This is a genomic window from Alicyclobacillus mali NBRC 102425, from assembly GCF_001570745.1.
GTDB classification, from domain to species: domain Bacteria; phylum Bacillota; class Bacilli; order Alicyclobacillales; family Alicyclobacillaceae; genus Alicyclobacillus; species Alicyclobacillus mali.
The window spans coordinates 1-21,169 of sequence record NZ_BCSG01000035.1 but is presented as its reverse complement, the minus strand read 5'-3'; the positions used below and the strand labels follow the sequence as shown (position 1 = coordinate 21,169).

At 63.6% G+C, this 21,169-nt stretch carries 18 protein-coding genes and 1 pseudogene; 7 read left to right on the top strand and 12 right to left on the bottom strand.

Annotated features, from left to right (window positions below; genetic code table 11):
* Positions 1 to 104: 104 nt before the first annotated feature.
* Genes pruA through rocF form a run of 3 tightly spaced genes read left to right on the top strand, consistent with a single transcriptional unit; the run spans position 105 to position 3,823 of the window.
* Positions 105 to 1,655 (top strand): L-glutamate gamma-semialdehyde dehydrogenase, encoded by a 1,551-nt coding sequence (gene pruA / locus AMA01_RS11615; RefSeq protein WP_067851149.1) that lies wholly within the window; start codon positions 105 to 107, stop codon positions 1,653 to 1,655.
* Between the two features lie 44 nt (positions 1,656 to 1,699).
* Positions 1,700 to 2,911, top strand: a complete 1,212-nt coding sequence (locus AMA01_RS11610; protein WP_067851164.1) for an ornithine--oxo-acid transaminase — start codon at positions 1,700 to 1,702, stop codon at positions 2,909 to 2,911.
* A gap of 15 nt (positions 2,912 to 2,926) precedes the next feature.
* Positions 2,927 to 3,823 carry an arginase gene (gene rocF / locus AMA01_RS11605; protein ID WP_067851147.1) on the top strand — a complete coding sequence of 299 codons (897 nt, stop codon included), beginning with the start codon at positions 2,927 to 2,929 and terminating at the stop codon, positions 3,821 to 3,823.
* Positions 3,824 to 3,894: 71 nt separating this feature from the next.
* Here rocF and AMA01_RS11600 read toward each other — a convergent pair whose 3' ends face one another.
* The 3 genes from AMA01_RS11600 to AMA01_RS11590 all read right to left on the bottom strand — a co-directional run bounded on the left by AMA01_RS11600 (position 3,895) and on the right by AMA01_RS11590 (position 6,835).
* Complete coding sequence (locus tag AMA01_RS11600; RefSeq protein ID WP_067851145.1) at positions 3,895 to 4,176, bottom strand: hypothetical protein; 282 nt, start codon at positions 4,174 to 4,176, stop codon at positions 3,895 to 3,897.
* Positions 4,177 to 4,314: 138 nt separating this feature from the next.
* Positions 4,315 to 5,364 carry a glycoside hydrolase family 130 protein gene (locus tag AMA01_RS11595; protein WP_067851143.1) on the bottom strand — a complete coding sequence of 350 codons (1,050 nt, stop codon included), beginning with the start codon at positions 5,362 to 5,364 and terminating at the stop codon, positions 4,315 to 4,317.
* Between the two features lie 34 nt (positions 5,365 to 5,398).
* The gene (locus AMA01_RS11590) at positions 5,399 to 6,835 is read right to left on the bottom strand and encodes a transglutaminase-like domain-containing protein (RefSeq protein WP_067851141.1); all 1,437 of its coding nucleotides are present in this window, start codon (positions 6,833 to 6,835) and stop codon (positions 5,399 to 5,401) included.
* Positions 6,836 to 7,104: 269 nt separating this feature from the next.
* On the opposite strand from AMA01_RS11590, the gene AMA01_RS11585 reads away from it, so the two are divergent.
* A complete protein-coding gene (locus tag AMA01_RS11585) occupies positions 7,105 to 8,034 on the top strand; it encodes a hypothetical protein (RefSeq protein WP_067851139.1) in 930 nt (309 codons plus the stop codon).
* A gap of 59 nt (positions 8,035 to 8,093) precedes the next feature.
* Here the strand turns inward: AMA01_RS11585 and AMA01_RS11580 are convergent, their stop codons facing one another.
* Together AMA01_RS11580 and gabT are read right to left on the bottom strand one after the other, a co-directional pair.
* The gene (locus tag AMA01_RS11580; protein ID WP_067851137.1) at positions 8,094 to 9,584 is read right to left on the bottom strand and encodes an aldehyde dehydrogenase family protein; all 1,491 of its coding nucleotides are present in this window, start codon (positions 9,582 to 9,584) and stop codon (positions 8,094 to 8,096) included.
* The gene (gabT, locus tag AMA01_RS11575; protein ID WP_067851135.1) at positions 9,571 to 10,893 is read right to left on the bottom strand and encodes a 4-aminobutyrate--2-oxoglutarate transaminase; all 1,323 of its coding nucleotides are present in this window, start codon (positions 10,891 to 10,893) and stop codon (positions 9,571 to 9,573) included. Before gabT ends, AMA01_RS11580 begins: the two co-directional genes overlap by 14 nt.
* Positions 10,894 to 11,046: 153 nt before the next feature.
* On the opposite strand from gabT, the gene AMA01_RS11570 reads away from it, so the two are divergent.
* A complete protein-coding gene (locus AMA01_RS11570; RefSeq protein WP_067851133.1) occupies positions 11,047 to 12,393 on the top strand; it encodes a sigma-54 interaction domain-containing protein in 1,347 nt (448 codons plus the stop codon).
* A gap of 82 nt (positions 12,394 to 12,475) precedes the next feature.
* On the opposite strand, the gene AMA01_RS11565 is transcribed toward AMA01_RS11570, so the two are convergent.
* On the bottom strand, positions 12,476 to 13,792 hold the full coding sequence (locus tag AMA01_RS11565) for an ArnT family glycosyltransferase (protein WP_067851131.1): 1,317 nt from the start codon (positions 13,790 to 13,792) through the stop codon (positions 12,476 to 12,478).
* Positions 13,793 to 14,169: 377 nt separating this feature from the next.
* On the opposite strand from AMA01_RS11565, the gene AMA01_RS11560 reads away from it, so the two are divergent.
* Positions 14,170 to 14,955, top strand: coding sequence for a prepilin peptidase (locus AMA01_RS11560; RefSeq protein WP_067851128.1), 786 nt, complete (start codon positions 14,170 to 14,172; stop codon positions 14,953 to 14,955).
* 147 nt (positions 14,956 to 15,102) lie between these two features.
* A complete protein-coding gene (locus tag AMA01_RS11555) occupies positions 15,103 to 16,143 on the top strand; it encodes a type IV pilus twitching motility protein PilT (protein WP_082744170.1) in 1,041 nt (346 codons plus the stop codon).
* Positions 16,144 to 16,242: 99 nt separating this feature from the next.
* Here the strand turns inward: AMA01_RS11555 and gspM are convergent, their stop codons facing one another.
* The 6 genes and pseudogenes from gspM to AMA01_RS14290 form a co-directional block, all read right to left on the bottom strand.
* Positions 16,243 to 16,827 (bottom strand): type II secretion system protein GspM, encoded by a 585-nt coding sequence (gene gspM / locus AMA01_RS11550; protein ID WP_067851126.1) that lies wholly within the window; start codon positions 16,825 to 16,827, stop codon positions 16,243 to 16,245.
* Positions 16,824 to 17,429, bottom strand: coding sequence for a PilN domain-containing protein (locus AMA01_RS11545; protein ID WP_067851124.1), 606 nt, complete (start codon positions 17,427 to 17,429; stop codon positions 16,824 to 16,826). The genes gspM and AMA01_RS11545 overlap by 4 nt, the downstream gene beginning before the upstream one ends.
* 4 nt (positions 17,430 to 17,433) lie before the next feature.
* Complete coding sequence (pilM, locus tag AMA01_RS11540; protein ID WP_067851122.1) at positions 17,434 to 18,402, bottom strand: type IV pilus biogenesis protein PilM; 969 nt, start codon at positions 18,400 to 18,402, stop codon at positions 17,434 to 17,436.
* A 52-nt stretch (positions 18,403 to 18,454) separates the two neighbouring features.
* Positions 18,455 to 19,270, bottom strand: a complete 816-nt coding sequence (locus AMA01_RS11535; RefSeq protein WP_231862934.1) for a hypothetical protein — start codon at positions 19,268 to 19,270, stop codon at positions 18,455 to 18,457.
* A gap of 89 nt (positions 19,271 to 19,359) precedes the next feature.
* On the bottom strand, positions 19,360 to 20,127 hold the full coding sequence (locus AMA01_RS13680) for a prepilin-type N-terminal cleavage/methylation domain-containing protein (protein ID WP_082744169.1): 768 nt from the start codon (positions 20,125 to 20,127) through the stop codon (positions 19,360 to 19,362).
* Between the two features lie 770 nt (positions 20,128 to 20,897).
* Positions 20,898 to 21,011 (bottom strand): annotated as a pseudogene (locus AMA01_RS14290) (type II secretion system protein); the annotation flags it as partial.
* Between the last annotated feature and the right edge of the window lie 158 nt (positions 21,012 to 21,169).

The following is a 21,169-nucleotide window of genomic DNA, read 5'->3' as shown; positions in this document are numbered from 1 at the left end:
TCATCCGCGCTGGCCATTTGGCACAAAGTTTGCTTCGATAGTACTCGTAGAGCCTGCGCGGACTCTGGCCCTACGCATCACACGCTCGTGAAGGAGGCCACACGATGATTCCGTATCGCCCAGAACCTTTGACAGACTTCCACAACCCGGCCAACCAGGAGGCGTTCGCCGCGGCGCTCGCCAAGGTCGAACAGGAGCTCGGCCGGACGTATCCGCTCATCATCGGCGGCAAGCGCATCGATACGGGCCGCTACATTGAGTCCATCAACCCTTCCAGGAAGGCGGAGGTCATCGGCCGGGTCGCCATGGCCGGCCAGGACGAGATCGAGCAGGCGCTCGAGGCGGCTTGGGAGGCCTACCGGACCTGGTCGCGCATGCCGGTCATCGAGCGGGCCGCGCTGCTCTTCAAGACCGCGGCCATCATCCGCCGGAGAAAGCATGAGTTCTCGGCCTGGATGCTGCTCGAGGCTGGCAAGAGCCGCGCGGAGGCCGACGCGGACACCGCCGAGGCCATCGACTTTCTCGAATACTACGGCCGGCAGATGATCGATCTCGCCCGCCGGGCCGACGACCTTCTGACCCCCCTCTCGGGCGAGGACAACCACATCGAATACATCCCGCTCGGCGTGGGCGCCATCATCCCGCCGTGGAACTTCCCGCTCGCCATCGTGACGGGCATGACCGTGTCGGCCGTCGTCGCGGGCAACACCGTCCTCCTGAAGCCCGCCATCCAGACGCCCGTCATCGCCTACAAGCTGATGGAGGCGCTCGAAGAGGCCGGCATGCCGCCCGGCGTGGTCAACTTTGTCCCGGGCGATCCGGCCGAGATCGGCGACTTCATGGTCGGCCACAAGGATGTGCGGTTCATCTCCTTCACCGGCTCGAAGCAGGTCGGCCTGCATCTGAATGAGCTGGCCGCCAAGCGCATCCCCGGCCAGCGCTGGATCAAGCGGTTCATCGCCGAGATGGGCGGCAAGGACGCCATCGTCGTGGACGAGGGCTACGACGTCCAGGCGGCCGCGCAGATCATCGCCCAGTCCGCCTTCGGCTTCTCCGGCCAGAAGTGCTCGGCGTGCTCGCGCGTCATCGCGCACGAGTCGCTCTACGATGAACTCGTCGATCGCGTCGCCGAGATCGCGAAGGCGTTTAAGGTGGGCGACGTGCGCGACGCGAGCGTCGGCACGGGGCCGGTCGTCGATCAGAAGGCGTTCGAGAAGGTGACCACCTACATCGAGATTGGGCGCGGCGAAGGGCGGCTCGTGGCGGGCGGCACGGCGTCGAACGAGACCGGCTTCTTCATCCAGCCGACGGTGTTCGCGGACGTGAAGCCAGACGCGCGGATCATGCAGGAGGAGATCTTCGGCCCGGTGGTGGCAATCACAAAGGTGAAGTCGTTCGAGGAGGCCATCGACGTGGCCAACGGCACGGACTTCGGCCTCACCGGTTCCGTCCTGTCGACGAACCGCGAGCACCTGGCCTACGCGCGCCATCACTTCCACGTCGGCAACCTGTACTTCAACCGCAAGTGCACGGGCGCCATCGTCGGCGTGCACCCGTTCGGCGGGTTCAACATGTCCGGCACCGATTCGAAGGCGGGCGGCCCGGATTACCTGCTCCTCTTCACGCAGATGAAGAGCGTGTCGGAGCTTCTGTGACGGAATTCGGCGGGCGGTTTCGCCCGCCTGTTGAGGTGAATCGCATGGCGACACAGGTGACGAGCCGCGAGGCCCTGCGGCTCGAAGAGCAATACGGCGCAAAAAACTACCACCCGCTTCCCGTGGTGCTCGTCAAGGGAGAAGGCGTGTGGGTGTGGGACGCGGAGGGCAACCGCTACCTCGACATGCTGAGCGCGTATTCGGCCCTCAACCAGGGTCACCGCCATCCGCGCATCATCCAGGCGCTCAAGGATCAGGCGGACGCCATCACGCTCACCTCGCGCGCGTTTTACAACGACAAACTCGGCCAGCTTTACGAGCGCATCACGAGGCTCACGCACAAGGACATGGTGTTGCCGATGAACACGGGCGCCGAGGCGGTGGAGACGGCCATCAAGGCGGTCCGGCGCTACGCGTACGACGTCAAGGGCGTGCCGACGGATCAAGCCGAGATCATCGTGGCCGAACACAACTTCCACGGCAGGACCACGACCATCATCTCGTTCTCGAGCGATCCGGAATACCAGCGCGGCTTCGGCCCACTCACACCCGGCTTCCGCATCATTCCGTACGGGGACATCGAGGCGCTGAAGCAGGCCATCACAGAGAACACCGCGGCGTTTCTCGTGGAGCCCATCCAGGGCGAGGCGGGCATCATCGTGCCGCCTGCAGGCTACCTGCGAGAGGCGTACGACGTGTGCCGTCAGCACGGCGTGCTGTTTGTGGCGGATGAGATTCAGACGGGCCTCGGACGCACCGGCCAGATGTTCGCGTGCGACTGGGAAGGCGTCGTGCCGGACGTTTACATCCTCGGCAAGGCGCTCGGCGGCGGTGTGTTCCCCGTGTCCGCCGTGGCGGCGAACCGGGACATTCTCGGCGTGTTCGAACCCGGATCGCACGGGTCTACGTTCGGCGGCAATCCGCTCGGCGCGGCGGTGGCCATCGCGGCGCTCGACGTGATCGTCGAGGAAAAGCTGCCGGAGAAATCGCGCGCGCTCGGCGAGAAATTCCTCGGTTGGCTTCGCGAACTCAAGCACCCCGCCATCAAGGAAGTGCGCGGCAGGGGACTCTTCATCGGCGTGGAGCTTCACGAGAAAGCGCGGCCGTACTGCGAGCGGCTGAAAGAGGCGGGGCTCTTGTGCAAAGAGACGCACGAAAACACGATTCGCTTCGCACCGCCCCTCGTCATCACGGAAGACGAACTGGCGTGGGCGTTTGAGCAAATCCGAGGCGTCTTCGCGGAAGAGGCGCGCTAGAAAGCAGGGAGAGGCATGAAGGACATTCATATCATCGGCGTCCCGTCCGACTACGGCCAGAACCGCCGCGGCGTGGACATGGGCCCGAGCGCCATCCGCTACGCGGGGCTGAAGGAGAAGCTTGAGCGGCTCGGCTATGAGGTGTCCGATCTCGGCGACGTGCCGGTACCGACGCCGGAGACGAGGCGGATTGAGCACCAGAAGCTGAAGTACCTGCGCGAGGTGGTCTCGGTCAGCGAGGCGCTCTGCGAGAAGGTGGAGGGCGTGCTCAAGGGCGGGCACACGCCCGTCATTCTGGGTGGCGATCACTCCATCGCCATCGGGAGCCTGGCGGGCATCGCGCGCGCAGGACAGCCGTTTGGCGTCATTTGGTTTGACGCGCACGGCGACATGAACACGGACGAGACGACGCCCTCGGGCAACATCCACGGCATGCCGCTCGCCGCGAGCCTAGGCCTTGGCCACGAGGAGCTGACCGGCATCGGCGGGATCCGGCCAAAGGTGAGGCCGGAGAACGTGGTGCTCGTCGGCGCGCGGTCTATCGATCCGGAGGAGCGCGAGCTGATTCGCCAATCCGGCATTCACGTGTTCAGCATGCAGGACGTCGATCGGCGCGGTATGGACGCGGTCATGCAGGAGGCCATCCGCATCGCGTCCGACGGCACGCGCGGCATCCACCTGAGTCTCGATCTCGACGCCCTCGATCCCATGTTCGCCCCGGGCGTCGGCACGCCGGTCAACGGCGGCTTCACCTACCGCGAGGGCCATCTCGCCATGGAGCTGTTGGCCGCGAGCGGCAAGCTGCTGTCGGTCGACGTCGTCGAGGTGAACCCCATTTTGGATCACCGGAACCAGACGGGCCGTATGGCCGTGGAACTCTTGGAATCGCTGTTCGGCAAGCGCGTGATGTGAAACAAAACAGGGGTGCCCCGCGGTGCGGAGTCACCCCTGTTTTGCATCGCCCTGCGCAGAAGACCAAGACTTCAGCCCTTCGTCTCCACGTAGCGGACGTCGCCCATGCCGGCCACGTCCTTCTGCACCTCAATGCGCCCCCGATCGTTCTCTCCGAGGACAATCCAGCGACACTCCGGCAATTCGCGCAGCGGTCGGTCGGCGAGATCGCCGAGATCGCAAAGTTGAAACAGCTCGCGCACCTGCTCAGCCACCTCGCCGAGGGTCGCCTCCGGATGCTGACGAAGCCAGCGGCGGGCTTTGCGCGCGAGGTCCTTGCCGGATCGCGTAAGATACAAGATTTCCTGGTCCAAACTGCATTCCACCACCTATCGCTTGTTAAAGATCAATATACAAGAAAAAGACGGCCACGACATCAAAAATTCGCTAAAAAAACGCTTGCTGCGCGAGAAGGGGAACGATGCTGGCAGGATGGGCGCGCCCGCCAGCCCTCACGCGAGCGTATCCAGGATGTCGCGCAGGGAAAGGTCCGCGCCCGCGAGCGACTCGTCAGCGACGCCGTAATACATGTGCACGACGTCGCCCTCGACCCATGCCCCGCAGGAGAACACCACGCCGCGGAGGAACCCCGCCTGCTCGTACGGCGCCTCGGGCTTTAGGATGGGCTCGGCCGATCTCGCCAGGACGCGCGACGGATCGCCGAGGTCCACGAGGCAAGCGCCCATGGCGTACTCGTTCTTCGCGTTGGCGCCGTGGTACAGGATGAGCCAGCCCTTGTCCGTGCGGATGGGCACGGCGCCTCCGCCGACGCGCAGGCTGTCCCAGCCGTCCTTGCGAGGCGCGATGAGAAAGCGGTGATTGCCCCAGGCGCGAAGATTGGGGGACTCGGCGAGCCAGACGTCGAGTTCGCCGAGGCCGCGCGGCGCAGGGCGATGGAGCAGGTAGTAGTGGGAGCCGACGCGCTCGGGAAACAATACGGCGTCCTTGTTCTCCGGCGGCAGGATGAGGCCGAGGCGCGAGACGTGGTGAAAATCCCGCGTGGCGGCGAGGCCGACGGCGACGCCGTGATCGGACACGGCGGTGTAGGTGATGTAGTAGACGCCGGCGATCTCGGCCACCCGCGGGTCTTCGACGCCGAACGCCTCATAGGTCGTCTCGGGCGCGAGAAACGGCTTCTCGTCCACGGTGAAGTGGCGGCCGTCGCGGCTTCGCGCGAGGCGCAGGTGAGACATGGACGTGAGCCAAACCGTTTCGCCGGTGTCTTTGCGGCGCACCGCGCGCGGATCAGAGAAGTCGTAGTGCGGATCCGAGCGCTTGAACCAGTGGACCTCGACCGTTCGATGCGCAGGGTTGTACACGGGTACGCCGACGGCGTCCTCGTCCGCGCTCGCCTGCTCCGCGACGCGCAGCACGAGCACGGTCTCGCCGCCCACGCGAGCCACGCCTGCGTTGAAGGCGCCAATGACGCGCATATCGGGGTGCGAAGGTGGGACGTCCTTCGGGGTGATGAGCGGGTTTTCATCATATCGACTCACGTTCACAACAATCCCCTCCTCGACCTCTGCAAAGTGCCATTTACCAATCGGCGATCTGACCGCTCCGGTGGTTTTGTGCAAACAGGCTTGGAGATGGATCGAAGTCGTCGTGCCGGACGGAGGCCGGCGGCCCAATGCCTTGATCGCTCGTGTACACGGCGTCAAGCGTCGGATCGAAGATCACCCATCTGCGCCCGTCCCACGCCTCGTCCCACTGGTGGGGTCCCCACCCAAGTTGACCCAGGCCCTGCCCCTGCACGACGAGCGTTGGGATGCCGAGCGAGCGCAGGAGCCCAGCCGCGACGCCCGAGATGTCCTGGCACACGCCGCGATGGAGCGAGAGCGTGGTGGTCATCTGCTGCCAGGGGACCTGATTGTGCAGGTAGGCCGGCCAGTTGTACCAGATATGGAGCGACGCCCAGTCCGAGATGGCCTGAATCTCTGCGTCCACCTGCTGCGGCGAGACCTCCCGTGCGTCTGTGCTCGTGCGCGCGATGGAAGCCGCCAGCTCCGCCACCTGCGGCGACTCGTTGTCGTTAATGAGCCAGCTTTGGAGGAGCCCGAGGCCCTGCAGAGAGAGATTCGGCGTAGCGGATTCGATGGCGCGGCTGTAAGCGAGGGGGCGCAGCGACAGGGACGACTCATTCAGAACCTCGTCCACCTCAACATAGAGCCCTCCCGTGAACGGCAGGCGGATGGTGGTGTTGAGCGCGCCATGCACCATGCGGGCGCTGTACTGGTGAACTTCGTCCGAATGCGCGAGGGAGCGAACCGTGATCATCACCTCGCCCGAGAACCCGTCCTGAGCCGAGATGCGGATGGGCAAAGCCAGCGTCAGCGGATTGTAGAGCGCCGAAGAAGTCACGCCCGCCTCCCCGTAGAACCACGGCTCGGGCCACACATCTCCCTGCACCTGGTACGCGGATGCGGCGACACCCAAGGGCGGGAGCGAAATTTGTGGGGCGGGATCGACCACGGCCAACTGCGAGCCTTGCCAGCGCGTCTGCACGTGAAACGCTGCCAAGAGCTGCCGCAGCGCATCCACATCCACGTAGAGTTGACCGCCTTTCGCGACGGCATGCGCGTCGATGGGACCGGCGTACGTCACCTCGTCGCCGCGCGCGGGCTGCCAGTACCAAATGTAGAGCGGCCCCGAAGATGGCGGCGCCTGCGTGGACGACGGGAGGTCCCCCACCACCCATCCGCTCGATGTGAAGCCCTGAGGAACGTGCATGCGGTTGAACCAGGCGACGCAGGCGGACAGCGGCGCATACACGCGCCCACCCTCCCGCCACCACGCAACCGACACCTGGCCCACGCCGGGGACGACGAGCGCGCCCGCCGAGCTGGACGAGGAAATCGCGACTTGGGCGGACGCAAAGACGCTTGAGGGCGCGGCGAAATACGCAGGAGCGGCCCCGGCGAGCGGCAATGTGCACAAAGCCCCCAACTTTGCGAGCGCGCGGGAGACAAGCAAACGGCGAACACCTCCGGATGCTGCGACGGATGAGGCTGGGTTCGAATGCATGGGACACATGCTGGAACAATACGCCGCGCATGCACCAATTCCTGCGAACCCTGTCGGGCGCCGTCGACATTTCTCGGGAAATAGAGAACCGTGGCGAAGCGAGGCACGGACAGGAAAATGGGGGGTGGCGTCGAAGATTATGAGAGGACAGAGACCATTCGCGTGGGCCAGGGAGGCGCATCCGCGCCGGCGCTTCACACCTCGAGGAGGATCACGACATGCCGAAATCCAGAACCTACGGATACGCGTTGCTTTCGGTGGCGGCAACCCTGTTCCTTGCGACGGGATGCGGAGGCGGATCGTCAGGCGGAAGCCCGCCGCCCCTGAACAATACGACCAACACGACCAATGAGCCGCAGAACAACACCACGAGTGTCTCGAACTCGACGAGCAACGGCTCGACGACCAACGCGGCGGAAAATAACACGTCGACCCAAAACACGAGCAATTCGTCGCAGGGCGGATCGCAGCCGGCCAGCGCCAGCGACTTCCCTGCCATCGTGCAGCAGGCCATGGGAAGCCTCGGTGAGAACGGATTCCAAGGGGCGGATGCGCCGACCTACGTGCCGCAGCCGGCGGGAGGCGGATCGACGTCGTACAGCGCGCACAACACGCAGCCGAGCGCGCACGGTCCCCAGTTTCTCGCGGGCTATCACGTGGATCTGCTGACGGGCGGCCAGCCGTACGCCTCGTACGAAGTGGACCACTTCGCCTCGTCGAGCCAGGCCGCCTCGAGCATCTCCTCGTTCGCCAACAGCGTGCACGGCGGCGCCATGCCCTCGGGTGGCACGGGCATTGTGTTGCCCAACAACCACTCGGCCCAAATGGCCACCGTGGGCAACTCCACCGTCGTGTACTGGTCGGACAGCGGTTGGAACTTCCAGGTGGTGAACGAGAACACGTCCGTACCGCCGACGCCGATTGTGGACAAGCTCGTCAACGCACTCTCGAGCACGTCCCTTCCGTCGACGGAAGGCATCGGCCGGGTGATTGTGGACAATCAAAACCCGTCCGGGTCGGATGTCACGGTGACGGTCATCTGGAGCCAGAAAGGCAACGTGTACGAGGTGCAGGCCACCAACAGCGCGGCGTCGCCCATCCAGTCCGCCCTGCAGATGGCGGGATCGATGCGGGCATACTGGTCCTGAGACAGAACGAAAGCGGAGGGCGCATCGCCGGAAAACGGCGGTGCGCCCTGCTCGTCTCGTCAGTTGTTGTCGATCTGCGCGCGCTGCAGCCTGCCGCTGTAGTCGACGTACACGGTCTTCCACTCGGTGAAGACGTCCAAGGCGGCCTGGCCGGAATCCCGATGCCCGTTTCCCGTCGCCTTGGTGCCGCCGAACGGTAGATGAATTTCCGCGCCGGTCGTGCCCGCGTTGACGTAGACGATGCCGGTGTCGAGATCGCGCATGGCGCGAAACACGCGGTTCACGTCGCGCGTGAAGATGCTGGCCGAGAGCCCGTACTTCACGCCGTTGTTGACGCGAATGGCGTCCTCGAAGGAGTCCACGGCCATCACGCAGAGCACCGGGCCGAAGATCTCCTCCTGGGCGATGCGCATGTCGGCGCGGACGCCCGCGAACACGGTCGGCGCATAGTAATAGCCCTGCGCAAGCGTGCCCTCCGTCAGCCTGCGGCCGCCGGTCATGAGCCGCGCGCCTTCGTCGACGCCGAGCCGCACGTACCGATCGATCTTCGCGAGCGCTTCCTCGTGGATGACGGGGCCGACGTGGACGGCCGGATCCAGCCCGTCTCCGACGCGGAGCGCCTGCACGCGCGGGAGCAGGCGAGCGAGCAAAGCTTCTTCCACCTCGCGCTCCACAATCACGCGGCTCGCCGCGGTGCAGCGCTGGCCGCTCGTGCCGTAGGCGCTCCAGACGATGGCGTCCACGGCGAGATCCAGATCTGCGTCGGCGAGCACCGTGATGGCGTTTTTGCCGCCCATCTCGAGCGACACGCGCTTCAGATTCGCGCCCGCGCGGCTCGCGATGTGCCGCCCGGTCTCGGTCGATCCGGTGAAGGAGATGACGTCGATGCCCGGGTGACTGAGCATCGCCTCGCCGACCACCGGGCCGTCGCCGAACACGACGTTCAGCACCCCCGCGGGCAGACCGGCCTCCTGATACACCTCGGCAAACGCCCGTGCGGTGAGCGGCGTCTCCTCCGCGGGCTTCAACACCACCGCGTTGCCCGCGACGATGGCCGGGAGCGACTTCCACGACGCGATGGCGATGGGAAAGTTCCACGGCGTGATGATCCCCACCACGCCCACCGGCGCGCGCACACTCATCGCGAACTTGTCCGGCAGTTCCGAGGGCGTGGTCTGGCCGAAGAGCCTCCTCCCCTCGCCCGCCATGTAATCGGCCATGTCGATGGCCTCCTGCACCTCGCCGCGCGCCTCCTCGATGACCTTGCCCATCTCCATCGTGAGCGTCTGCGCGATCTCGTCCTTTCTTTCCCGCAGCAGATCCGCGACGCGCCGCAGCACCTTCGCGCGCTCCGGTGCGGGCACGAGGCGCCACGCGGCCTGCGCCTCGCGGGCAGCCCGCACGGCATCGTCGAGATCGTCCGCGCCCGATCTCGCCCACACGCCGAGCACCTCGCCGTTTGCGGGGTTGACGTTGTCCCCGTACTGCCCCGTCTTCGGCTCGCACCACCTGCCGCCGATGAAGTTCAGACAAGGGTCAAACCGATGCATGCGCCTCACGCTCCTTCACCTCTCGGACCACCGCCGCGAAAATCTCCAGTCCTTCGTCCAGCACGTCCCATGGGATGTTGAGCGGACACAGGAAGCGAATCGCGTTGTTGTACACGCCGCACTTCATGAGCAGAAGCCCTCGCTCCATCGCGAGGCGCAGGATCTGCGCCACCATGCCCGGGTGCGGCTCCATCGTGGCGCGATCGCGCACGAACTCGACGGCGAGCATTCCGCCCCGCCCGCGCACGTCACCGATGAGCCGGCACTCGCGCATGAGTTCGAGGAGCTTCGAGCGGATGCGCGCGCCGACCTCCTCGGCCCGCGCCACGAGCCCCTCCTCCTCCATCACGTCGAGCACCGCGAGCCCCGCGCTCGCGGCCACCGGGTTGCCGACGTAGGTCCCACCGAGCGTGTTTTCGGCCGGCGCGTCCATGATGTCGGCCCGGCCAAACACGGCGGAAAGCGGCAGGCCGGCCGCGATGGACTTGCCGCACGTCATGAGATCCGGCACCACGCCCTCGTGCTCCATGGCGAAAAACCGCCCCGTGCGCCCGTAGCCGGTCTGGATCTCGTCCGCGATGAGCAGGATCCCGTGCTTATCGCAAAATTCGCGCAGCAGTGGGAAGAACCCTTCCACCGGCACGATGTACCCGCCCTCGCCCTGGATGGGCTCCGCGATGACGCACGCGATTTGGGCCGGATCGAACCAGGTCACCGCGGCGCGCTCGAGAAACCGCCGGAACTCGTCGAGACGCGGCCCGTGCGTCGCGCTGGGGTACGGGAGCCGGTACACCTCCGGCGCATACGGGCCGTAGTGCGCCTTGTACGGGTGAAGCTTGCTCGTGAGGCTCATGGCCATGTACGTCCGCCCGTGGAAGGCACCGTCAAACGCGATCACGCCCGGCCTCCCCGTCGCCCATCTGGCGATCTTCACCGCGTTCTCCACGGCCTCGGCGCCGGAGTTGAAGAAGAGCCCCTTCGCGTTCGGAATGCGCGTCTTCGGCGCGAGGCGCTTCGCCAGTTCGATGAGCGGCACATAGGGGAACATCGTGTAGTCCGTGTGCGTGAACCGCCTTGCCTGTTCGATCACGGCCGCCACCACCTTCGGGTGGCTGTGCCCGACGTTCAGGCAGCCGACGCCGCCCACGAAGTCGATGTACCGGTTACCGTCGAGATCGAAGAGCAGGCTTCCTTCGGCTTTGGCGATCATCGCGGGCAGAAACGGGCGATACGCGCGCGCCAGGTACGCCTCCGCGTCCTGCAGATGGGGTGCGCTCGCCCGTCCAGGGAGCGTCTTCACGTCGGCCATCGTGCACCGCCTCCTTCAGGGAATCTGCCTCAAGATACGAGCAAGCGCCGTGCCAGGTGCCGAGCCGCGCCAGAACGGTGTATGATGATTCTGACGGTGCAAAATCGGCGCGCAAAAGCGCAAAACGGAGGCATGCGGCGAGGAGGAGAGCGCATGGAACCGAGCGTGGCGGCGGACGTCTGGAAGCTGTATCAGGAGATCCTCGAATTCGCGCCGGTGGGCGTCCACGCGGTCGATCGCGACGGGCGGACGCGGGTGTACAACCGGGTGATGGGCGAGATCGACGGGTATCGGCCGGACGAGGTGCTGGAGAAAAACGTGTTTGAGCTGTACGAGCTCAACGAGGAGACGAGCACGCTGTGGCGGGCGCTGAAGACCGGCCATCCGGTGCAGATTGACGAACAGGTGTACGTGGCGCGCAACGGGCGGCGCGTGGTGACGCAGAACCGCACCAAGCCCGTCGTCCTTGCGGGCGAGGTCATCGGCGCCATGGAGATTGCGGTGCCGCGCGGTTCGAGAGTCACAGCGGACGCGGACGGACGCGAAAGGTGCCGATTCTCGTTCGAGGATATTCTCGGCGAAAGCCAGGCGATGCGGCGTGCGCGCGATCTCGCCGAGCGCGCTGCGCGGACGGACCTGCCGGTGCTCCTCGTGGGCGAGACGGGCACGGGCAAGGAGTTGTTCGCCTGGGCGATTCACGAAGCGAGCACGCGCAAGCATGGCCCGTTTTTGGCGCAAAACTGCGCAGCATGGCCAGAAGGGCTCGCGGAGAGCGTGCTCTTTGGCACGAGGCGAGGTGGATTCACGGGTGCCGTGGACCGCGCGGGGGTCCTGGAGCTCGCAAGTGGTGGCACGCTGTTTCTCGACGAGGTCCACGCCATGTCCCCCGCCGTGCAGGCAAAGCTGTTGCGCGCACTTCAGGACGGCGAGATCTGGCCGATTGGCGCAAGGCGATCCGTCCAGACGGACGCGCGCGTCGTGGCCGCCATGAACGTGCCGCCAAGGGAGGCGATGGCTCGCGGGCTCCTGCGCCCGGATCTCCTGTACCGCATCGGCGCCATCGCCGTCCACCTGCCGCCGCTTCGGCAACGACCTGAGGACATCCCACTTTTGGCTCGGGCGTTCTTGCGCAAGTACGGAAATGGGCGCGACGCGCGGCTGACGAGCGACGCTTTGGCCTTCTTGACGAATCACGACTGGCCGGGAAATGTGCGCGAGCTGGAGCAGACCGTCCGATCCGCCCTGGCCCTCTGGCCCGAAGCGGTGGAAATCACGGCCGCGATGCTTCGGTCCGCACACCCGCTCCTCGCCGAAGGCGCCCCGCAAGAAGGCGCGCACGTGGCGCGCGCCGAACGCCCCTCCGACGACGCCATTCGCCGGGCGTATGAAGCGGCCTCCGGTAACCTCACCCGCGCGGCGCGATCGCTTGGCATCAGCCGTCAGCGCATGCAGTACCACGCGCGGCGCCTTGGGTTACGCTCCGCTTGGCAAGACACGTGACCCACATGCGCCGCCTCTCATAAGTCACCGCGTCCGGAAAGATGCGGCGCAGCCGTCGGGCCGCAGAACGCCAGAGCGTGGGTCAGCGGGCGGCGCGGCGGCGCGATCGCTCACGCCCCGACTTGGCACGCCCGCGTTTGCGCTCCTCGCCGACAATGGCGCGCAGAAGCGCCCACACGGCCAGGGGCACGCCCGTAAACATCAGCCAGTCGATGGGCACGTTGTATCGCTCGAACGCGAAGAAGAAGCAAAACACGGCCGTGTAATAGAGCAGCGTGAGCCAGATGAGCAAGAGCTCGCGCCGCCGACCGCGGGCGAACACCATCGCGACGACGTGGCCGATGATGGACGCATCGACGACCCAGGTCTGCAGCCCGCGGAGCGAAGCCTCCGTGATGCCGAAGATGGAGATGGGCAAGTAGGCGCGCAGCCAGATAATTTGCGGCTTCAGCCAGAGATACGTCGTCCAGAAGGAGGACGGATTGGTCTTCAGCCACTCGCCCATCCGCTTGAAGGCAATCTGTTTCTGGAGGCGAAACCACGCCAACTCGTGCATCGACTGCGGCCGCAGGTTCGGATACTCGCGCAGCAGCTGATGCTCGATGGCGCCCTCGTTGCTCGGAGGCGGATAGCCGTAGCCCTGGAAGGTGCCGAGGAGAAGCGGGTTCCAGCTGTCGTCGGTGAACAGAATGAAGCGGTGAAACACCACCTCGTTCCGGATCCACCAAGGCGCCATGAAGATGAGCCCGACAACGACGGCCGCCCCGAGGTGCCGCCAGAGAAGCGCCCGCGGATAGCCCTTCATCAAAAAGTAGAGAAGCGCAAACACAATCCACAGCGCGACATTCGGTCGCACGTAGATGGCGAGCATGAACAGAACGGCAAGCCAAAGGACGTCCCGCAGCCGCCTGGACTCCGCGACTTTGAATGTAAAATCGAACATCCAGGCGAAGGCCGCCATAAAAAGCGGCTCCGTGAGGAAGAGCGTGTCCACCAGCACTTCGGGCGGATACAGCGCGATGGCCGCGGCGACCACGGCACCGACCCAGGGCCGGCTGATGCGGCTCACAGCGCGGTAGATGCCCGCGATGCCGAGCGTTGCGACGAGCGTGAACACGATCTTCCCCGCGTAGAGGCCGAAGGTTCCCGTGCCGAATAGCCAGATGATGCCCGCCAAGAGAAGCGTGATGCCCGGCATCATGTGGACCGTCGGCGCCGCTGGCGTGTAATAGGAGAACGTGCCCTTCTGCAGGAGCCAGAGCGCGCTTCGGTAATAGCCTTCATCGTCGCTGTGCATGGAGAGATGCGGCCCGTACACGAAGATGGTCACAAGGCGCGGCGCGAGCGCGAGCAACCACAGCCACGCCGGCGCGCCGAGCCACGTCCGTCCGATTCGCATGCTGATAACTCCTGTGCCTGTGAATTTGACCATGGCCCACCGTGCATCGGCGCGGCGAGCCTCGAAAGCTAGTCTATCACACCTCCAATGCGATAGGGTGGCAGGTCTCGGCCAAACCCTCGCGAGCCGGGCGTCAGTTCGCACTGCTCGTTGCGTCTTCGCGGATTTCGCCTCGTAAGGTTTGTAAGTCCACAACCATCCCTCCACCTCGCTCATCCTCTTCCACATACCAAATTGGGCGAAGTTGTCATGGTAGGAACGCGCAAAAGCTTGTCCATTTGCGTCGACTCAGCAGGAATTTGGGCGAGGAAGAGCGTATTGGTTTGTATCACCAGACGCGCACAGGTCAGCCAGAGGTGCCACAAGGGAGTTTCGGAATGGCGCAGGAATCCGCAACCCACGAGATTTTAATTGCACTGGCCTTCATTTACGGACTCATCTTCGGATCGTTCGCAAACGTCGTGGGCTATCGGCTCCCGCGCGGAGAGAGTGTGGTCTGGCCGGGATCGCACTGCCCAAACTGTGGCCGGGATCTTGCGGCGTGGGAACTGGTGCCGGTGCTATCATGGCTGGTGCTTCGCGGGCGCTGCCGCACGTGCAAGGTGCCCATCTCGTGGCGCTACCCGGCCATTGAACTCGCCACGGGCGTGGCGTTCGCACTCTCCGCCGCCACCTCAAGCGGCAACTACGCGAAGCTCGCGGTGTGGTGGGCGTTCTGGCTGTACCTCGCGTCGGCCGTGGGGTGCGATCTCACGTCGCTCATCCTGCCGGACGTCCTGACGCTTCCCGCGGGCGTCATCTTCTTCTTGGGAAGCGGCCTGACGGGCATCCGCACGTGGCTGATGGCGGCGGCCGGCGCCGCGGTCGGTTACGCCATCGTGGCGGCCATTCACTTTGTGACAGGCGGCAAGATGGGCATGGGAGACGCAAAGTTAAACCTTGGCATCGGGGCCATGCTCGGACCAGGCTACATGGTGATGGCCTTCGTGCTCGCCGCCATCTACGGCATGCTGGCCGCATTGCCCCTGCGGCTCGCGGGGCGCGTCAAGCCCCAGCAGCCCATCCCGTTTGCGCCGTTTCTGGCGCTGGCCGCGGCTACGTGCGCGTTCGTTGGGCCGGACCTGTGGCATTTGTACGCGCGCCTGACGGGGCTCGGGCCCTGACGCCTGGTCAGCCATGGGATTCGGCCACGCAAAGTTCATGCCGATGGGCGATGAATGCGCCGCACGTCATCCCGCCGCCCCGTGACACCAAGGCGCGCGGCGATCTCGGCGAACGCGGCGTTGTCGCCTATCAAGGGGGGTTCAAGGGTGCAAATCGACGAAATCTTGGCCTTGGCAAAACAGAAAGAAGCTTCTGACGTTCATCTGTCGGCAGGCGCGCCGGTCACGTATCGCGTGCACGGCGATCTCGAGCCGATGGGCGACAAGCTCCTTCCCATCGACCTGGAGTCATTCGCGCGCCAGATGCTCTCGGAGGATCGCTGGCAGCGGTTCATGGAGACGGGCGAGATCGACTTCTCCTACAGCATTCCGGGCGTGGCGCGCTTCCGCGTGAACGCGTATCGGCAGCGGGGCTCCATCAGCATCGCGGCGCGGCTCATCCCGCAGCGCATCCCGACGATGGAAGAACTCGGCCTGCCAAGTGTGCTCAAATCGCTGATGAACCGGCCCTTCGGCCTGGTGCTCGTCACGGGCCCAACCGGCAGCGGTAAAAGTACCACACTCGCGGCGGTGCTTGACGCCATCAACCAGGCCCAGCGCAAGCACATCATCACCTTGGAGGATCCGATTGAGTACCTGCACACGCACAAGCTGTCGATCATCGACCAGCGCGAGATCGGCCAGGACACGTCTGGCTTCGCGCCGGCCCTGCGCGCGGCGCTTCGCCAGGACCCGGACATCCTGCTCGTCGGCGAGATGCGCGATCTCGAGACCATCGCGACGGCCATCACAGCGTCAGAGACGGGCCATCTCGTGTTTGCCACGCTGCACACGTCGGACGCGGTGCAGACGGTGGAGCGCATCATCGACGTGTTTCCGCCGGAGCAACAGGGGCAGATCCGCATCCAGCTCGCGGGCGTTTTGGCGGGCGTCGTCTCGCAGCGCCTGCATCGCACGCGCGACGGCCGCGGGCGCGTGGCCTCGTTCGAGGTGCTCGTGAACACGCCCGCGGTGGCCAACCTCATCCGAAGCGGCAAGACGCACCAGATTGGCGCCATGATGCAGACGGGCCGCCAGTTCGGCATGGTCACCATGGAGATGAGCATTCGGGAGTTGGTGCAGCAAGGGAAGATCTCGCCAGCCATCCTGCGGCAGTGGCAGCCTGCACAACTTACGCAGCAGTCGTGATCGAGGCATGGAACATGAGGCGCCCCGCGCGGCACGTTGCCCGCGGGGTTTTGTGATCACCGCATCCGTTTCGCGGGCGCTTGCCGCCCGTCGGCCGTTTCACGCATTGCGATAATAGACGTTCAGCGTAAAGTTCGCCACGACGCCGTCCGCGGTACCTGTGATGCTTTGCATCGTCACGGTCATCAAGCGTGAGGCCTTGGCGAGATCGGCAAAGAACGATTCCAGGGCCGCCGTGCTGCCTGTGGCGGAGATGGTGTACTGAAGGCTGGGCAAGGAGCCACTTTGAATTACACCCGCGGTTCCACCTGTGTTCGACTGCACCGGCGTTACCCCACTGGTTGAACCTGCGCTTTGCCCCAATGCCACCGACACAAGTGTCACCTTGTCGCTCTGGGCAATTCCGTTGATGACCTCGAGCGCGTTGGCCTCGTGCGCGCCGATGGGCAATCGTGTCATCACGTTTTTGCCCTGCTTCTCCTGTTGCTGCTGGCGCGCATGGACTTGACCCAGGGATGCGAGCGTCTGCTCCAGCGACGACCGCTCCTGCGCCAAATTGGACAGTTGATTGAGAGCTGGTCGCACGCCGATCAGGTACACCAGCAAAAACACCACCACAACGCCGAGCGCGAGCAGGATGGACTTATCGCGCTCGGACAGCGATCTCGACAGGCTCAGTTTCACGTCCCCCCACCCCCATTCTTCAGGACGACCGTCAACGTGTAGTCATATCGATAACCCGCTCCACCGGATTTAGCGACGATGGCATGTCCCAGCGCAGCCTGTCCCACGCCTGGAACATTCGAGCCACTGCTTTGCAAGGTAGCCGCGGTGAACGACGCATTCGCCGCAAACGGCTCGCGCGCGAGCGCCGCCTCGAAGGCGGCCACGTTCGCAACGCTTTGGCTTCTTCCAGCGAGGGTCAGCGTCGTTCCGTTTTCTTGAATCGAATCGACGGTCGTCGACGGGGCGAGATCGCGCGCAAGAGCCTTCAGAATAGCGTCGTAGCGAAAGCTCGACTGCACAATCTGCTGTGCCGCCGTCTCCTCCTGCGCGGATTGGTTCGTCGAGATCGACTGTGTCTGCGCCTGCAAAAGCTGAACCTGCTGCTGGAGTTGATTGAGAGATGCGGCCGATCGCGCCACCGCAAGATGGGACACCACAATCGCGGCGATACACACGACGGCCACGCCACTTCCTATGACGATCCACGGCCACCGACCGCGCACCGGCGTGCGCATGCGGACGGATCGGCTGACGGGCTTGGGCATGAGGTTGATATCCACCGCGTCACACCCCCCTCAGCGCGAGCCCAATGGCCGCTGCGTAATCCGCGAGATCAGGCATGCGATGCGCCTCTGGCCCAATTTCGCAGTTGCGTCGAATCATTTCGGCCAGCGGCAAGACCTCGCACGGCATCCCGATGCGTTCCTCGAGAGCCTGCAGGTGTTCGGAGGCGTCCACGTCGCGGGGCAACGTGACGAAAACCTGCTCAAACCCCGCCTCGCGCTGATTCAACGTGTACATGAAGAAGTTCAGCGTGCGCTCGATCTCGACGTCGAACTGACTCACGTAGTCGAAGGCTGGAACGTCGGACGTAGGCGCGAGAGCGACCGGAACCTGGCGCGTGAGATAGAGCAAACCATCGTGGAAGACGTGCATGTCCACGGTATCCTCGCTGGTCTCCAACAACAGAAAGTTCTGCGGCATGTCTGGCCGAAAGCGCCGAATCAAGCGATACAGCGCTAGCGCGTGAATGTCGATGGTCTTCGGACGAATACCGACAGACCGAAACCCCTGGATGACATCGTTGACGCGGGATTTGTCCGCTGCGACGAGCAGGACACTGACGCTGTCCGCCTCATCCTCGGGGGGATCACAGAGCACATAATCGTACGCGGCTTCGTCAAATGGCAAATGGATGTTGTGCTGAATCTGAAGTTCGATCGCACTTTGGAGCTCTTTCTCGCCCACTGCCGGAAGCGTGAGCTGTCGGATCACAGTAAACCGCGAAGGCAGTGCGACGTGGACCGTCAGCTTCTTACGCCGATTGGCGTCAAACGCGTGCGACAAGATGGGCGCGATGGCGAACGTGGGATATGGATCGCGCACCGTTTGGGAGAGATCCCAAGGTGCAGTTTCAAGCCGCGATACGCGGAGAGGTCTGCCAGGTTCCACCTCAGCGATGCGCAGACCTGCGTCGCAGATCTCCACACCAACCGAGGTGGAACGGGATGAGGTGGTGAGACGAAGCGGCATGCTCGAACTCCTTTCACGGCCTGCGCGGAGCTTACGGCAGGCGGACTAACAACTACACAACGGCGACTTGGAGTGCCCAGTCGGGTAGTGGAATGATGAGCTGCGACCCCGTAATGAGCGAGCCCAGTAAGGCCGGAATGGATGAAACAAAAGTTCCGATTCCCTGGACACTGGTCAGGAGTGATATGGCGTTTGCTGGCGTAAGAGGCATGGACTTTGGACCGTACTCTTGAAAGGCGTAGGAGAAATCCAACACGATGTTGTTTCCGCTGCCATTTGCCACGTTCACGATGGCGTGCGGAATTTGCATACCCGAGGTCGCCGTTACAACGGCGTTCAAGGCACTGGCAATCATATTCAAAAATAAGACGTTCTGAACTGCGGTAAAGGAAGCGTTCAATGCCGAAATGGCACCCGAAAAGTCCAACTGAACTGCATCGTTGAACACCGTCTGTAGGATGACGTTCAGGGAGTTCACGGCTGCACTCAAAACGGACTGCACTTGTGACAACTGCGTCTGTAACACCGCCGAAGCCGGCGTAGTGTACAGGGAGTAAGACTTGACCGTAAGCCCTTGCTTCTGTAAGGCTGGAAATACCGTATTCACCAGCGCGGTTTGCAGCTGGCTGGTCGTCACAGCCGTAACTGTGGGCACTAAGGACTGACTCACGGGGATGGGCACGGAAGCCTGAGCACTGACGGAATTCACCGCATTGAGGGCCGTCTGCTCTAGGTTGGCCCGACTCGTCATCACTCGCTGGGTGTCCTGAATCTGCGTAAGCCCGCCAACCCGCAGTGTGTAACGGCTCCAGATGAGGAGCGTGGTCACGATGGTCGCAAGAAGCACAACAAGGACCATTGACCACATAAGGGAGAATCCCCGCGTGCGACTTTTGTTCGGACCCGATGAGTATCGCGCTACTAAGTCCCAGCCCTCTAAACCTCTCGCAAACATGCTCAGCCCACCTCCGCATCGTGATAACCTGCGGTGAGCGCATAGGTCGCCGTTTGCCCGCTAGGCGCGGTATATGTGGAGGACAATTTCAGAATCAAACTATTGACAAACAGGCTAGACGCCCCCGATGAACCGGCGCCGGAACCGTTGTAAAACAAGTTTGAAGCGGACTGTAACCAGGACTGTGCGATGGAACCTGATCCGGTCGTACCACCAGCCAATGCAGGCAGGTACCACGTGACATTCACGTTCTGAGCCAATGGCTGACTCGGCAGCGGAGGCGGGGACGACGGATTGGTCGCAGGCATCGCGTATACGTTGTTTGACCCAGTCGTGTTTGGAACAAACTCAATCAAATAGTAGCAGTTAGCGCCATAGATAGCCGGAGGTGTCGCAGATACGTTCGCTACACCGCTCATGCCGGGAGCCACTGTGGTAGATGAATTATACATCCAGGGTTGCGATGGCAAGACAGCGGAGGCTGAAGGTACGCCTCCCCGGAATAGCCATAGACGCGTCACTCCGCTTGAGGTGTCATACGTGATTTCAACATAGCTGGACGAGCCAATCATACGCGTTAGGATGTGGTTCACAGTCAGCACGGATTCCATGGCTTGATTCGCCGCTGTCAAGCGCTGTGAACGCAAGGAGATTTGCCAAATCGCAGTGATCAAGCCGCCCATCACGATGGCCGTGATCGTGATGGCCACGAGCACCTCAATAAGCGTCATTCCCGCGCGCTGCCCCAACCGTGCACAGATCCTTTTCAAGTAGACACCCCCTCGTTTAGGGCGCGTCAGACGGTGACCGTTTCCTGCGCGACGGCGCCATGCGGACTCTGAACGCGAATCGTGTAACTCCACATCGGTGCCAATTGGGACGAACTGCTTCCCCCAACTGGCTGCGCGTTCACCGTACACGTGTACCCATCCGGGAGCAGATAAGGGCCGCTCCACGATTTACCACCAAGAGCCTCGTCAAGCATAAACTCTGTGAAGGTCATGCCACTGTTCGAAGGCGTACCGAGCACCGCTGGAGAAGGAATGTACAGCGTCGCCGTTTGATTCTTCAACGATGCGTCTCCGAGCGCGTCGCCGGGGATGACCACCGCGAACGGCCACAGCATGGAAGGCGATACGGACATCGCGTTGATAGGGGCGGATGACGGCGACAGCATCTGCGAGTAGACCGTTGAAGGGAAGTTCAAGATTGCTTGGACAACTTGGTCAAACGTCGCACCTTGCTGAAGCATGTTTGCTAGACTTGGTAAATTCGTGAGGACGGAGTTCAGGGCGGTGGATAAGACGTTTGCCAGTTGACTCGTTAGATTCAAGCTTTGCTGAAACAGCGACTGTGGCGAGGAACCAGACGAACCGCCGCCGCTCAGGCTTGCGGCTATAATTGGTTCTAGAATTTGAATTTGCGCATTCGGATTCCTGTCCCGTATCTCCTCCGCAATGGTCGTTGCAAGCCCCAACGCCTTCGAATACTCAGCCTCTTTCAGCTGTCCCGCCTGCACCGACTCCACCGCAAAAAGCGCAGCTGTTCCTGCCATCACAATGATGACCACGCTCGCCAAGACTTCAATCAATGTAAAACCCTTGGCCCGCCGCCTCCGCTGATGTCCGTCGCGGCCAGACTCGAACGTGCGCACCCTCAGTCCCCCCAACGCCCAACCCCCCTGCCACTGGGGGATGGAACCCCATGTTCATAGGGCCGCATGTAGACAGAAAGCCCCCACACAGGGAGCTTTCCTAACTCTTTTTGACCTTACTGTACCAAAACAATTACTGAATCGTGATATACCAAGAC